Origin of the sequence: Cyclobacterium qasimii M12-11B, from assembly GCF_000427295.1 — a bacterium.
GTDB lineage: Bacteria > Bacteroidota > Bacteroidia > Cytophagales > Cyclobacteriaceae > Cyclobacterium > Cyclobacterium qasimii.
Genome location: NZ_ATNM01000013.1, coordinates 15,383 through 29,894, shown reverse-complemented (window position 1 = coordinate 29,894; position 14,512 = coordinate 15,383). Strand labels below are relative to the sequence as shown.

The 14,512-nt window shown below is 38.2% G+C and carries 12 protein-coding genes and 1 pseudogene; 11 read left to right on the top strand and 2 right to left on the bottom strand.

Annotated elements, in window-relative coordinates; genetic code table 11:
- Positions 1 to 7: 7 nt before the first annotated feature.
- The 6 genes and pseudogenes from ADICYQ_RS00920 to ADICYQ_RS00895 all read left to right on the top strand — a co-directional run bounded on the left by ADICYQ_RS00920 (position 8) and on the right by ADICYQ_RS00895 (position 6,358).
- Complete coding sequence (locus tag ADICYQ_RS00920; protein ID WP_020891000.1) at positions 8 to 895, top strand: tetratricopeptide repeat protein; 888 nt, start codon at positions 8 to 10, stop codon at positions 893 to 895.
- A 31-nt stretch (positions 896 to 926) separates the two neighbouring features.
- Positions 927 to 2,230, top strand: a pseudogene (locus tag ADICYQ_RS29980) (ATP-binding protein).
- Positions 2,231 to 2,254: 24 nt separating this feature from the next.
- Positions 2,255 to 3,037, top strand: coding sequence for a M15 family metallopeptidase (locus tag ADICYQ_RS00910; protein WP_020890996.1), 783 nt, complete (start codon positions 2,255 to 2,257; stop codon positions 3,035 to 3,037).
- A 333-nt stretch (positions 3,038 to 3,370) separates the two neighbouring features.
- On the top strand, positions 3,371 to 3,715 hold the full coding sequence (locus ADICYQ_RS00905) for a DoxX family protein (protein WP_040413742.1): 345 nt from the start codon (positions 3,371 to 3,373) through the stop codon (positions 3,713 to 3,715).
- A 12-nt stretch (positions 3,716 to 3,727) separates the two neighbouring features.
- Complete coding sequence (locus ADICYQ_RS00900; RefSeq protein ID WP_020890994.1) at positions 3,728 to 5,095, top strand: DEAD/DEAH box helicase; 1,368 nt, start codon at positions 3,728 to 3,730, stop codon at positions 5,093 to 5,095.
- Positions 5,096 to 5,119: 24 nt separating this feature from the next.
- Positions 5,120 to 6,358, top strand: a complete 1,239-nt coding sequence (locus ADICYQ_RS00895; RefSeq protein WP_020890993.1) for a protoporphyrinogen/coproporphyrinogen oxidase — start codon at positions 5,120 to 5,122, stop codon at positions 6,356 to 6,358.
- Positions 6,359 to 6,626: 268 nt separating this feature from the next.
- Here the strand turns inward: ADICYQ_RS00895 and ADICYQ_RS00890 are convergent, their stop codons facing one another.
- A complete protein-coding gene (locus ADICYQ_RS00890; protein ID WP_040413740.1) occupies positions 6,627 to 8,369 on the bottom strand; it encodes an ABC transporter ATP-binding protein in 1,743 nt (580 codons plus the stop codon).
- Between the two features lie 327 nt (positions 8,370 to 8,696).
- On the opposite strand from ADICYQ_RS00890, the gene ADICYQ_RS00885 reads away from it, so the two are divergent.
- From ADICYQ_RS00885 to ADICYQ_RS00875, 3 genes are all read left to right on the top strand, one after another.
- Entirely contained in the window at positions 8,697 to 9,107 is a 411-nt protein-coding gene (locus tag ADICYQ_RS00885) for a DUF6428 family protein (protein WP_020890990.1), read from the top strand.
- Positions 9,108 to 9,323: 216 nt separating this feature from the next.
- A complete protein-coding gene (arfB, locus tag ADICYQ_RS00880) occupies positions 9,324 to 9,770 on the top strand; it encodes an alternative ribosome rescue aminoacyl-tRNA hydrolase ArfB (RefSeq protein WP_308483869.1) in 447 nt (148 codons plus the stop codon).
- Positions 9,771 to 10,074: 304 nt separating this feature from the next.
- Positions 10,075 to 11,694: an arylsulfatase gene (locus ADICYQ_RS00875; protein ID WP_020890988.1), complete on the top strand. Its 1,620-nt coding sequence runs from the start codon at positions 10,075 to 10,077 to the stop codon at positions 11,692 to 11,694.
- Between the two features lie 67 nt (positions 11,695 to 11,761).
- On the opposite strand, the gene ADICYQ_RS00870 is transcribed toward ADICYQ_RS00875, so the two are convergent.
- On the bottom strand, positions 11,762 to 12,802 hold the full coding sequence (locus ADICYQ_RS00870; protein ID WP_020890987.1) for a branched-chain amino acid aminotransferase: 1,041 nt from the start codon (positions 12,800 to 12,802) through the stop codon (positions 11,762 to 11,764).
- Positions 12,803 to 13,101: 299 nt separating this feature from the next.
- Between ADICYQ_RS00870 and ADICYQ_RS27515 the strand changes: the two genes are divergently transcribed.
- Positions 13,102 to 13,305, top strand: coding sequence for a GntR family transcriptional regulator (locus ADICYQ_RS27515; RefSeq protein ID WP_020890985.1), 204 nt, complete (start codon positions 13,102 to 13,104; stop codon positions 13,303 to 13,305).
- A 26-nt stretch (positions 13,306 to 13,331) separates the two neighbouring features.
- A complete protein-coding gene (locus tag ADICYQ_RS00865; RefSeq protein WP_200861866.1) occupies positions 13,332 to 14,504 on the top strand; it encodes an aminotransferase-like domain-containing protein in 1,173 nt (390 codons plus the stop codon).
- The last annotated feature ends 8 nt before the right edge of the window (positions 14,505 to 14,512 follow it).

Below are 14,512 nucleotides of genomic sequence, written 5' to 3'. Positions count from 1 at the left end.
GACAATTATGGAAAAGGAGAAGGCGATTGCATTAAACAATGAAGGTGCAAAGCATTTTTTGAATCAAGAGTTTGATAAGGCAGCAGCTTGCTACGATAAAGCCTATGAGCTAGATCCAAAGAATACATCCATTTTAAACAATATGGGCCTTTATTTTCACCAGCAAAAAGACTATGATAAAGCCGTTGCCTTTTTTGAAAAGGCGATAAAGATCACGCTGAAGCCTCATTTTCTGGTTAATTTAGGCAATGTGTTGTCCATGAAAGGGGAATATGCACTTGCCTGGAACCAATTTTCCAAAGCCAGCGAGGTATTTCCTGAGCATCAAAATGCCAGAATAAGTTTGGCAAAGCTGGCTACCCACATTGAAGAGCTGGATAAAGCTGTTCAACTCTGGCAAGTTATCATAAATGAATACCCTACGGATGAAAATAAAATACAACTTGGTAGGGTTTTTATGAAGATGAAGCATTGGGAAAAAGCAATCCATATCTTGTCTTCCATGGATTCAAATAGTTGGTCAGGCGAAATCTGGTTTTTAGCTGGTCAATGTGAGTTTCATTTAAAAAATTATGGGCTAGCGGTCAAATCTTTTAAATCGGCCCTTGCAGAAGCACCTGATAATACCTCTTTTAGGCATTATTTAGCCATGACATATCTTGCAATAGGCAATGTGGTGGAAGGGTTAGATCATTTGTTGAAAAACGCCCGTTTGGATCCTGAAAATCCTGCCATTTTAACGGATGTAGCAGTCGTTTATCTGAGCCAAGGTGAAGTTGAAACCGCAGCCAATTGGTTGGATAAAGCCTTGGCCCTTGCCCCAGATTTCGAAAAAGCATTGCATTATAAATCCCAAATGAAGCAAATCAATCCTCGTCACCAAGTGCAAAATTGATTTTAACCCAGAAAGGTATTTCTATACATTTATGAAACAATTGTTGATTTTTTTGGAAATGGTCGTCAAAAGCCGGATGGACCATGAACTTGGGAAAACAGAAACACTTGCCAAACCAAATTTAGATCTTTACTTTGACCCAAATGAATTTTTGGGAAAAATCATTCAGGATCTCAATATTAAGAATCAGGAGTTGTTGCTATTGGCGCTAGCAATGGTGCCCTATATCGCCCCAGGTTTTTTAAGTAAAATAGTCCAGGAATATTTTCCCGAGGGAACCTCACTTCCTGAATTTGGTGGATATAAAAGCAAATACCACCGAGGTATCATCCCTACAGGAGAGACCTTACTTTACTTGTTAGGCGGAAATGACCCTGTGTCCAGGAAAAAGTACATTGCCATCTTTCAGGATTCCAGGTTATTGAAAGAAGGGCATATTTTGATAGGGGAGGCTTCTGAGGAAGAACCCTTTTATGCAGCACCCATATACCCTGACCAGGAATTTGCGGACAATTTATTAATGGAAAGTGTAAGGCCTCCGAAGCCCAGTCCCAACTTTCCAGCGGAGCGGATAACAACTGACCTTGATTGGGAGGATCTGGTATTGTCCGAGAAAACTTTTTCTCAAATAAGAGCGCTAGAGGATTGGTTGACTTATAATGAACAATTGATGGAGGAATGGGGATTAAAAAGGAGTGTAAAACCGGGTTACAGGGTGATGTTCTTCGGCCCTCCAGGAACTGGAAAAACCCTTACTGCGGGCTTGCTAGGTAAATATACCGGGAAAGACGTTTACCGAGTAGACTTGTCATTGGTGGTTTCCAAATACATAGGAGAAACAGAAAAAAACCTTTCCAGGCTTTTTCAAAAAGCTTCAGGGAAAAGCTGGATTTTGTTTTTGATGAAGCCGATGCCCTTTTTGGTAAGAGAACGAACGTAAAAGATGCAAGAGACAAAAATTCTAACCAAGAGGTTGCTTACCTGCTTCAAAGGATAGAAGCCTATCCTGAAATGGTGATCCTGGCTTCCAATTACAAAAGCAATCTGGATACTGCATTTATCAGAAGGTTTCAAACGATCATTGATTTTGAACCACCAGGGGTGGCTGAAAGATTGGCCTTGTGGAAGCAATATTTGCCCAAAAAAATCGCCCTGGATGAAAAATTAGTAGTAGAAGATCTGGCTAGAAAATACCAATTGACCGGAGCGAATATTGTGAATGTAATTCAGCAGGTTGGTTTAAAGACATTGGCTGGAAAACATGGTAAAATCATGGAAGATACATTAATACAGTGTATCCGGTATGAAATTCAAAAAGAAGGCAAAATTCATTGATTAACCAATAACCGACAACCAAGCATGAAAGAAAAAATTAAAGTAGTACAAAATCTTTTGGCAGAAAAAGGATTGTATAGTGGTGCCATAGACGGGGTTTTTGGACCTGCAACACTTGCAGGTTTGAATCAAGTGCCTGGGATGAACCAGAATCTTCCGCAGGTGAGAAAAGTCACTACCATGATTCAAATAGGTGCCAGAGAAAAAGGATTTAACTCTGGGGAAATAGATGGAATGTGGGGACCCCAAACCCAGTTTGCTTTTGAAGAGTTAGTTTATTTACAGAAATTTGGAAAAGTAAGAGATCCATGGCGACCTGAAGAAATTACTCCAATGAATCGCTGGCCAAAACAAAATACGGCAGCATTTCATGAGTTTTATGGACTTCGGGCACAAAACCTGGTCACAGTGCCTGTACCCTATGAAATGAAAATAGCTTGGGACATGAGGTATAGGGCTAGAAAAATTACCTGCCATACCAAAGTAGCGGGAAGTTTAATTCGTGTTTTAGAAAATGTCAAAAACATCTACGGTGAAAGTGAAATAGACAGATTGGCACTGAACAGATTTGGAGGATGTTTTAACAACAGACTGATGCGTGGAGGGACCCAATGGTCTACCCATTCCTGGGGAATTGCCTTGGATTTTGATCCTGCCAGAAACCAATTGACCTGGGGGAGAAACCAAGCTGCCTTTGCACACCCGGTTTACAACGATTGGTGGAGGTGCTGGGAAGAAGAAGGCTGGGTGAGCTTAGGTAGAAGGAGAAATTACGATTGGATGCATGTACAAGCAGCGGAAGTTTAACATTAGAGGCCTACTTTCTTTTATATAAGGAGTGATAGTGTTTTTGAATCCATTTTAAGTAATAATTTTGATTTCGATAATGAGACATTCACAAAGCATTGCCTTATGCATTAATTAACCTAATGCATAAGGCATGTTGTATTTCTACCAAATGATTTTACCTGACAATTGTGTACAATTGAATTTTTCACTTTTTTATTTTGTTTATTAGCGAAGGATTCAATTAATTTCCACTAATAGAAATTTATTTGCTCTATTAAGTATCAAAATTTTTGATATGCAACTTTGATGTCCTAATTTTAAAGAATAAAGAAATTACTGCAATTGATTTTTATGGATGAAGCATTTCTTTATGCAATGGCAATTTTTTATATGACGACGGGCATCATGCATTTTGTGAGACCCGCTATGTTTGTAAGTATTATTCCGCCTTTCATTCCCGTACCCAAATTGGTAAACAAATTAGTAGGGGGTCTGGAAGTGGGATTGGGATTTGGTTTAATTTTTGAGCCAATCCGTACTGTAGCTGCCTATGGAATCATCCTATTGTTAATTGCCGTTTTTCCAGCCAATCTTTACATGTATCAAAGAAAGCATTTAGGAATCCCAAAGTGGTTGTTGTTGATAAGGCTTCCGATGCAATTGTTGTTAATTGGCTGGGCGTATTTGTACACTTAAACTAGAGAAAAATTGATTTTTAGTGAATTTAATTTTGTTCCCGAACTTCAAGAAGGTTTGGATGCAATGGGTTTTGAAAAAGCAACCCCCATACAAGAGCAAGCAATACCAATAATCTTAGAGGGAAAAGACTTAATAGCCACTGCTCAGACAGGAACAGGTAAAACGGCGGCATTTATACTGCCCGTACTTAACGAAATAAGTAAGGGAGATAGAAAAGGCGTTAAAGTTTTAATTATTGCTCCTACAAGAGAATTGGCTATACAAATAGACCAACAAATCCAAGGGCTTGCTTATTTTCTAGGCATTAGTTCAATTCCAATTTATGGTGGAGGAGATGGAAAAGTATGGGAACAACAAAGAAAAGCCTTGGAGATGGGTGCCGACATTGTCGTGGCTACTCCTGGAAGGTTGATAGCGCTTCTTGCTGGTGGTAAAGTGAATTTTGATTCCCTGGAAAACCTAATACTTGATGAAGCTGACAGGATGTTGGACATGGGGTTTTCAGAAGATATTTTGACAATAGTAAATTATCTTCCGAAAAGTAGGCAAACCTTGTTGTTCTCTGCGACAATGCCTCCTAAAATCAGAAAGTTTTCTCAGCAGATTTTGCAAGATCCTGAACAAATATCAATTGCTTTAGGTAAAACTGCAAAAGGGGTTAGTCAATACGTTTATCATGTTTATGATGGGCAAAAAGAGGCACTAGTCAATAGTATTCTTAAATCACAGGACTTTCAAGCAGTCATTATTTTCTGTTCTACCAAAGATAAAGTTAAGTCTTTGTTTAAGGTACTAAAGAAGAATTTCAAGGTTGAAGCTTTTCATGCTGATTTAGATCAGAATGAGAGGGAATTAATAATGTCCTCTTTTAAAAACAAATCACTAAAGATTCTGGTTGCTACAGATATTCTTTCTAGAGGGATTGATGTGGAGGACATTGAAATGGTAATTAATTTTGATACGCCTAACGATCCTGAGGATTATGTGCACAGAGTAGGACGTACTGCCAGAGCTGAAAAGAAAGGTAAGGCAGTGACTTTTGTTAATGAAAAAGACAGGTATAAATATAAAAATATTGAAAACCTTATCGGCATGGAAATTGAGGTATTGCCTAATCCAGAGGAAATAGGTACTGGCCCTGATTTAAAAAAGAGTCATTCTGGTAAATCTTCTGGAGGAAATAGGCCTGGGGGGAATAGAAATTCACCAGGTAACAAGAGACCAGCAAAGCCTTATAAAAAACAGGCAAGACCCGTTGATAAAAAAAGTGCTACCGAGTCAGTAAACGCGAAGCCAGAAGCCAAGCCTAAAACTGAGTCCACTTCTGATAAAGGGAAGTTTCGTGAACGGAAAAACATTAAAGGTGGGCTTGAGTAATAGTTGATAATTTAAACCAAACCAATGCTAACAGCTGAAAAAAGTGTATACATTATTGGGGCTGGAATTTCCGGCTTAGTGGCGGCAATTGAACTTGAAAAAGCCGGTTATTTTCCCGTAATTCTTGAAGCATCTGATAGTATTGGAGGAAGGGTAAAAACTGATGACACATACGGTTATTTACTAGACCATGGATTTCAGGTCTTGCTTACTTCTTACCCAGAATTAAGCAGGTACCTTGATTTGGATGCTTTAAATTTGAAAAAATTTAAGGCTGGTGCTGTAATTTTGGAAGCAGGAGGAGAGTCTTATGCTATCCATGACCCTATAAGAAATCCACTTATGGTTTTTTCCATGGCTTTTTCCAATGTAGGAACACTTTGGGATAAATATAAAATGTTTGCTTTGACCAAAAGGTTAAAGGAAAAAAGTATTGAAGCTATTTTCACCAGCCCTCAAAGTTCTACATTAGCATATCTCGAAGATTTTGGGTTTTCAAAGCGAATTATTCACAATTTTTTCAAACCGTTTTTTAGCGGGATTTTTTTAGAAGATAAACTTACTACCTCTTCCAGAATGTTTGAATTTGTTTTCAAAATGTTTGGTGAAGGTCATGCCGCTATACCGGAGAAGGGAATGGGGCAAATCACAAAACAACTCTTTGGCCAATTGGAGCATACCCAAGTAAGGTTCAATACTAAGGTTTCTTTAGTAGAGAACAATACCATTCACTTGGATTCAGGGAATACCTTGACTGCAGATCAAATCATCATTGCAACCGCACCAGGAAAAATCATCGGTCAGGAGAATTTTCGATACCATAATGTTACCAATCTGTATTTCACCTTGCAACAATCTTTTATAGCCAAGCCTATGATTGGGTTGGTGCCAGAGGATAAATTCATGATTAACAACCTGGTTTTTTTAACAGATGTGAGTAAGAAATATGCCAGTGATGGCAGGGCACTTTTGTCTGTATCGATCATTAAAGATGTCAAAGGAGTAGAAAATCTCGAAACCCTTGTGGCCGAGGAATTGGCAGCACTCACAGGAATAGATGCCAATTATTTTGAACACATCAAAACCTATTCTATTGAAAAAGCATTGCCTATACTAACAGATGTAAAGAATACTGCTCCGCTTCAACATGTGAAATTATTTGACAATGTATTCTTGGCAGGTGATCAGCTATTAAATGGTTCTATAAATGCAGCCATGACTTCAGGTAGATTGGCAGCAGAGGCATTAATGGCCAATTCTTGAGCCCAATATTCTGGGACAAGCGAAAAATTACCTTTCAAAGCTGAAATGGGTGGGTTGGAATTTTGTCAGTATTGTTGCCTTGTGACAACAATACCGCCAAATTCACTAATCTTTTATAAACTGCATAGGTTTAAAATCTCAGTAAGTAAAGTGTTTCGCTTCAATAATAGAAATTTCAAATTAAGGTAATGACCAACTTTTGCCAATGGAAACGGGTAAAGGTTATATTGAAATACGCTGATTGCAAGGCTAGCCGGCTGAATTGCAATTAAATTCTAGCCTGGAAGTTATACAAATCATGGTACCTGCCATTGATATTAATCAATTCATCATGACGTCCACGTTCTACGATCTTCCCTTTCTCGATGACGAGTATCTGATCTGCCTGTCTTATGGTACTTAACCTGTGGGCAATCACAAATGTTGTTCTACCTTCCATCAGGCTTTTTAAACTGGACTGAATGAAATGCTCACTTTCTGCATCAAGGTTACTTGTGGCTTCATCTAAAATCAGGATTCTTGGGTCAGCTAAAATTGCCCTGGCAATGGCCAGTCTTTGCCTTTGACCTCCCGAAAGCTTTACTCCACGTTCTCCAATAACTGTTTCCAGTCCTTTTTCGAAGTGATCTGTAAATTGATGAACATAAGCAGATTTTACCGCTTCTTGAAGCAATTCTTCAGAGGCATCAGGTCTTGGGAACATTATATTTTCTCTAATTGTCCCTTCAAAAAGGAAATCATCCTGTAATACTACTCCCAATTGTCTTCTAAAGGAATTAAGGTCTACTTTGCTAAGGTCTTGGCCATCTACGGTCACCAATCCTTTAGAGGGGTTTAGAAACGAGGCAACTAAACCAGAGATGGTAGTCTTTCCTGAACCTGAACTACCCACTAAAGCGGTAACCGTTCCTGGCTCTGCAACAAAATCTACCCCTTTAATTATTTCAGTACCCGATTCATATTCAAAATGAACATTTTCGAATGCTACCCTTCCCTTTATCTGTGGTAATACAATATTTCTGGTGGTCGGATCTGCTTCTAAAGGGATGTTCATCAGTTCTTGCGTCCTGTCCAGGCCTGCAAAGGCTTCTGTTAGTTGGCTGCCGATATTACTCATCTGAAGAATTGGCGCAATCATGAATCCTAACAATAGTGTAAAAGCCAAGAAATCACCAAAAGTAAGTTGGTCTTGCATTATCATATAACCTCCTATGCCCATAATTCCAGCAGAGGCAAGGCCCAATAAAAAGGTGGCCGCACTTGTTACAAAACTGGTGGCGGTTAAGCTACTTTTAACATTTAAAAATAGTCTGTTTACACCTGATTCAAATATTTTTGTTTCCTGGTCTTCAGCATTGAACCCTTTTATTACCCGAATGCCACCAAGTGTTTCTGTTAATCTACCAGTAACATCCGCATTGATTTTGCCTCTTTCTCTGAAGATAGGTCTAATGCGTCCAAATGCTTTTAAGGAAATAACGCCGAAAATTACGACAGGAACCAAAACATACAAAGTCATTTTGGGACTGATGTAAATTAATAGAACTAAACTTATCAGGGAGGTCAATATTCCCCCTACCATTTGGGCAAGCCCGGTACCTACTAAATTACGAACCCCTTCAACATCCGTCATCACCCGGGAAACCAACTCTCCGGTTTTGGCATTGTCAAAAAATCGAATAGGTAGTCTTATAATATGGGCCTGAACTTCTACCCTTAATTTGGCAATAAGATTTTGGGCTTCTACACTCAATATCTGAGTTAAGCCAAATGAGGTAACGGATTGTATGGTAACCGAAATGACCACTGCAACGATAAGCCATTTTAACAATTCAAAATCACTTGATGGGATTACATCATCAACGAGGTACTTGCTAGCCCAGGGTAGGACTAGTCCGGACAACCTGCTAATGATGATTAAGAAGAGACCAGTAAAAATATACTTTCGTCTTGGCCAGATAATTGTTTTAAAAACACTTTTTAAACTAGCCTTACTTTTATTTTCTGTCATTGAAAGCCTTGAATGGGATAGAAGTATAAAACAATTTATAAGAAAAATCATTCCCTTTTTAATAAACAAATTGATAGAAAGGAATAGGAATGTCTACTTCAAAGAAAGATTTTCCCTTCAAGAAGAAATTATTGTTGCTTTTTGATGGTTATCCCTTGAAAAAAAAGAGGGTTTCTTTTTCTTTAAATTAATTAATCGTAATATTGCAATGTAACGATTGAGTAATGCTTCAATTTAAGAAGTAACCGATAGGTTTAACCAGTACAATACTATAATGTTATTGGTATTTAAATTATTAATTTAAAGATTCAATTAAAATAAAAGGCTATGAAATTATCAGAGATAAAACCATTATTAACTGAAAATAAAGAGCTAAGTTTTCAATTGCCTGATGGCACTTTAGTGCCGGAACATTTTCATGTTACAGAGGTAGGCAAAGTAACGAGGCACTTTATTGACTGTGGTGGCACAGAACGAAAAGAAGAAGTAATCAATTTCCAACTTTGGGCTGCCGATGATTATAATCACCGTTTACACCCAGAGAAGCTATTGCATATCATTGAATTGTCTGAGAAGGTCTTGGGATTAACTGATGCAGCTATAGAGGTTGAATATCAGGGAGACACCATTCAAAGGTTTGGTTTGGCATTTGACGGAAAGGGATTTTTGCTTACCGGAAAACAAACAGATTGTTTGGCAAAAGAGAATTGTGGTATACCAGAAAAAAACCAAAATTAAAGATGGTGAGTACTCCTGCGGGCGAATCTTGTACCCCTGGAGGAGGCTGTTGTTAATAGAAAACTCTATTAGAGGAATTGTTTAAAATTGCACTTTCAATGCCAATTTCCGAAAGGAATCGGTAGTGGAAGTGTAGTTTTGTTTTCAAACAAGAAATGTCATAAAAGTCAATTGGACTTAAGCGACAGGGAACTATTACGGTATAAATCTTCATTATTGTCAGGTAACACCGCAATCAGCTTTTTCATGACGATTTTGGAGAAAATTAAAAACGAAGTCTTTACTACTGAATTCACCTTTCTAGCTTCTAGAAGTAGTGGACCCGGTGGTCAAAACGTCAACAAGGTAAATTCAAGGGTTACTTTATTTTTTAATGTTCCCAACTCTCAATGCTTGTCTGAGGATGAAAAAAGCAAGCTTTTAGAAAAATGTAGCCAAAAATTGGACAAAGAGGGGACGCTGCAGATTGATGCTCAAACTTCTCGTTCTCAACTTGACAACAAGAAAACTGCCATCAAAAAATTTTATGAGCTGATGGAAAAGGTTTTTAAAAAGAAGAAAAAAAGAATAGCCACTCGACCGGGTAAAGCGGCCAAAGAGAGACGTTTAAAAGGAAAACGTGTTCGGTCTGAGAAAAAAGCCATGCGAAAAAAAGACTTTTGATTGGAAACTATTTAGAAAGTTATTGCCATTAGCGTTTAAACCAATTTCTATTTATTGGTTAATAGGGTGTTAATGGGTTCACGTAATAATTGTTTGACATATTACTTATTTTGCTTTTTTTGACTTGAAATATTTTTCCACAAGTACATTTATTTAGGTGTAATCTTAAAATCCACTTTTTTTAATTAATTTATAAACTTTATCGCTGTAATTCTTTTCACAAATAGAAAGTACACTGTATCTTCTACTGTCATAAATTACATTTTCTGGTACAGCATTTCATTCACCATTTCAAATAGTAACTATGGAATATTTCTATCATTTGGTTTATAAAGAAAAGAAACTTTTTAAGACTGAATATTTGATGATTTTATGCGTTTTGTCGTTTTATGGATGTCAGCAAAAGGCTAGTATAGAAGCAGAAGATATCCGGCCAAACATTATTTTGATCATGGCAGATGACATGGGGTATTCAGATTTAGGAGCTTTTGGTGGAGAAATTAATACACCCAATTTGGACAAGTTGGCTGCAGACGGTTTATTGATGACACAATTTTACAATTCATCACGTTGTTGTCCCAGTAGGGCTGCTTTACTTACTGGTTTGTACCAGCATGAAGCCGGAGTAGGGAATATGACAGGAAATATGGGACACCCTTCCTATCAGGGTTTTCTTAATGAGCAATGTGTAACGATAGGAGAGGTTTTGCAAACTTCTGGTTATCGTACAATGATTTCAGGAAAATGGCACTTGGGTGGAGCTCCTGAACAAAGACCAAACAATCGAGGGTTTGATCGGTTTTTTGGTATTGCAAAAGGAGGTGTGGTGTATTTTAATCCGATAAAGAGTGGCAGTATAGTATTGGATAGTGCCATAGTCCCTACAGACACAAGCAGCTTCTATTCTACAGATGCTTTCAATGACTATGCGGTATCTTTTATAAAAGAGCACATGGAGAACAGAGAGAATAAAAGCAGGCAGCCATTTTTTCTGTATTTGGCACATGTAGCCCCTCATTTCCCTCTTCAAGCCAAGGCTGAAGACATTGCCAAATACCGAGGGAAATACAAAGAAGGATTTGATGTTTATCGAAATAGGAGACTTGAAAAAATGAAAGAACTGCAGATTATTCCTAGTTCAATTTCGTTGTCTTCCCCGGATGATAAGGTATTGGATTGGAATAGCTTAAGTGAAGCAGAAAAGGATACTTTTGATTTGCGCATGGCCACTTATGCAGCTCAGGTAGATTGTATGGATCAGGGGATAGGTGAAATACTCCAGTCCTTAGAAGAGTTAAATATAAATGAAGAAACGGTAATAATATTTTTATCTGATAATGGCGCTACTTCTGAGAATGTCTCCTCTAAAGAAATTTATGGTGGCCCTATAGGTTCTAGCCAGTCCTATACAAGTTATACCCCGTCATGGGCCAATGTAAGCAATACGCCATTTAAAATGTACAAGCATTGGGTGCACGAAGGTGGTATTTCCACTCCTTTAATCATTAATTACCCTAAACTGATTCAAAAGCAGCAAATCAATCATGAAATGGGGCATATAATGGATATTATGCCTACCTGCCTTGATCTTGCTCAAACAGACTACCCAGAGACTTATAAGGGTAATAAAATCAGACCAATGAGAGGTTTAAGTCTTCTTCCTTTACTTACCAATAAAGAAAAAGAGCCCCATGAATGGTTGTTTTGGGAACATCAGGGCAACAGCGCCGTAAGGAAAGGGGACTGGAAGTTGGTCAAAAAACAAAATGATGAAAATTGGGCCCTTTATAATATAGCCAATGACAGGACTGAAGATATGGATTTGACCCATAATCAACCCGACATGGTTAAAGAGATGTTAGTGGCCTACCAAAACTGGGAGAAAGAAGTAGGTGTAATGCCTTGGGGATTCGATAAAAAATAACACGAAAAAGGCCTGAAACATTAAGAATAAGTTTCAGGCCTTTTAAATGGAAATAATTCCTGCAAAATTAGACCAAGTCTGACCAGCCAAAATGGTCCGGACTGATTCCTCTTCTGATTTCAGAAAGTTTGTTTTTGATTCGGTACATCACTGCATCTTCCTCTACATAAGTCTCAAATAATTCATCTTTATAGGAAATTTCCTTGATAGGAGAAATAACTGCAGCGGTACCAACACCAAAAGCCTCAACTTTCTCACCTGCACCAACCCTATCCAAAATTTCAGTAATCTGAATAGTTCTTTCTTCTACTTCCAAGCCCAATTCAGGAGCAAGTTTAAGAATAGAGTCCCTGGTAATACCGTCTAGGATACTGTCACTTAAGGCTGGAGTAAGCAATGTTTTACCATTGAGGATAAACATTATATTCATGGTGCCAGACTCTTCAATGTATTTTTTCTCACTGGCATCTAACCAAATGATCTGGTCAAATCCTGCTTGTTTGGCCTTTTGCTGCGGCAGAAGTGAAGCGCCGTAATTTCCACCATTTTTAGCTGCGCCTGCACCACCTCTTGCAGAGCGGATATAGGTAGTTTCAACTAAAACTCTTAATGGCCGATTGTAATAGGCTTTTAAAGGGGATAAAACCACCATAAATAAATATTCATGGGATGCGTCAACACCTAGTTTATTTTCTGTAGCTATGGCAAAAGGGCGAATATAAAGTGCATATTCAGGATCATCGATTACCCAGTGACTTTCTTTGTTTACCAGCTCACGGATTCCATCTATAAAGCATGAGGCAGGCAAAGGAGGCATGGCCATCCTTTCAAGTGATCGGTTCATTCTTTTAAAATGACTTTCCAACCTGAAAATATTTACCTTCCCATCCACAGTCTTAAATGCTTTTAACCCTTCAAATACTGTTTGCCCATAGTGCAAACACATGGCCAATGGGGACAAAGAAATATTTTTGACTGGGCCAATTTGAAAGTTTGACCAGGAGCCATTTTCATATTTTGCCACCAACATTTGATCTGTGGCTTGTACGCCGAAAGTGAAATTTTCAAAATCAAAATCCGGCTTTTCAGTTATCGTTTCGTTCATCATGGGTAATTCTATTAAAAATGCATTGGCTTGACAATCATATTATTCAAAGGGAGTTTCTGTTGTCAATATCTCTTAACGGTAAATTTTCAACAATCAATATTAATAATAGTTCAAAAAAAGAAATTGCCTACTTTATTTGAATCTGAGTGGTTTAAGTTATTCCCACACTTATTAATTTAGATGCCTCCTGTTCATTTTACAAAATCATTTGATTGTATTTGCAAATTAAAGAAGAATCATTGATTGGTTACAGATACAATTTATTTAAATTTGAAGGGTACAGTGTAAATATTATGTAAATGACCCTATTTGAGAAACTTGCTGAAAACTTCGAAAACCTCATTGCGAAGGGTACCCTAAAGTTAGGAGATAAAATGCCGTCTATACGTACGGTTAGCAAAGAATACGGGGTTAGCAAAAACACGGTGATCCAGGCCTATTTACTTTTGGAAAGCAGATCATGTATTGTTTCCCGTCCTCAGGTTGGTTTTTTGTATGCCTAAAGGAAGACCAAAGGCTGCCTATGCCTATGGCCAGTAGTCCCAGGATAAATAGTGCACCAGAAAAAGAGGATGGCTTAATAGGAAAGGTTTTTTCAAACTTTGTCAATAAGAATATTACGCAAATGGCTTTGAGTGTACCTGATGAATCTTTTTTTCCCGTGGCCAGGTTGAATAAATGCCTTCAGACGGCAGCCAAAACCCTTAGTGCTGGAGGTACAGGATATGATGATATTCAAGGCAACCTTCGCCTGCGAAAGAATGTTTCCAAATGGTCCTTTACCTGGGGAGGGAATCTTGGGGTGGATGAATTGGTAACTACCTCAGGAGCCATGCATGCAATTTCTTTGGCATTTATGGCCTTAACCAAACCTGGAGACCGAATAGGAGTAGAGAGTCCTGTGTATTTTGGGATTTTACAATTGGCCAAAAACATGGGCCTAAAAGTGGTGGAATTACCAACCAATCCAGAATTTGGCGTTTTACCTCATGATTTGGAGTCCTTAATTGGGGAGATTGACATTTGCTTGCTCGTAAGTAATTTTAATAATCCTCTTGGAAGCTGCATGCCGGAGGAAAATAAGAAGTCGGTGGTAGAAATACTGACCCAACACAATATACCCTTGATAGAAGATGACCTGTATGGGGATGTTTATTTTGGTACTAGCCGGCCAAAACCTTGCAAAGCCTTCGACAAGGAAGGCATTGTTTTATGGTGTGGATCTGTGTCCAAAACCCTTGCTCCAGGTTATAGGGTAGGGTGGATGGCACCGGGTAAATTTATAAAGTCTATTTTAAAACTTAAACTGTTTCATTCTATTTCCGGTACCACAGTTACACAAGAAGCTATCGGTTTGTTTTTAGAAAATGACTATTATGAAAAACATTTAAGACAACTTAGGGCAACATTGTACAGCAACTCGCTACATTTTATAAGAACAATTGCAGATTATTTCCCTGAGGGGACTAAAATAAGCAGACCACAAGGAGGTTTTGTTCTCTGGGTGGAATTGGATAAAAAATGGGATACAGGGAAATTATTTGATAAAGTATTGTCCAGAGGTATCAGTATAGCACCTGGTCGAATGTTTACCTTACAGAGCCAGTTTCACAATTGCCTGCGCTTGAATTATGGGTTGCCCTGGTCAGATAAGCTAGAGCAAGAGTTGAAGTTGTTAGGCCAGATCCTAAAGGAAGAATGACCATCCTT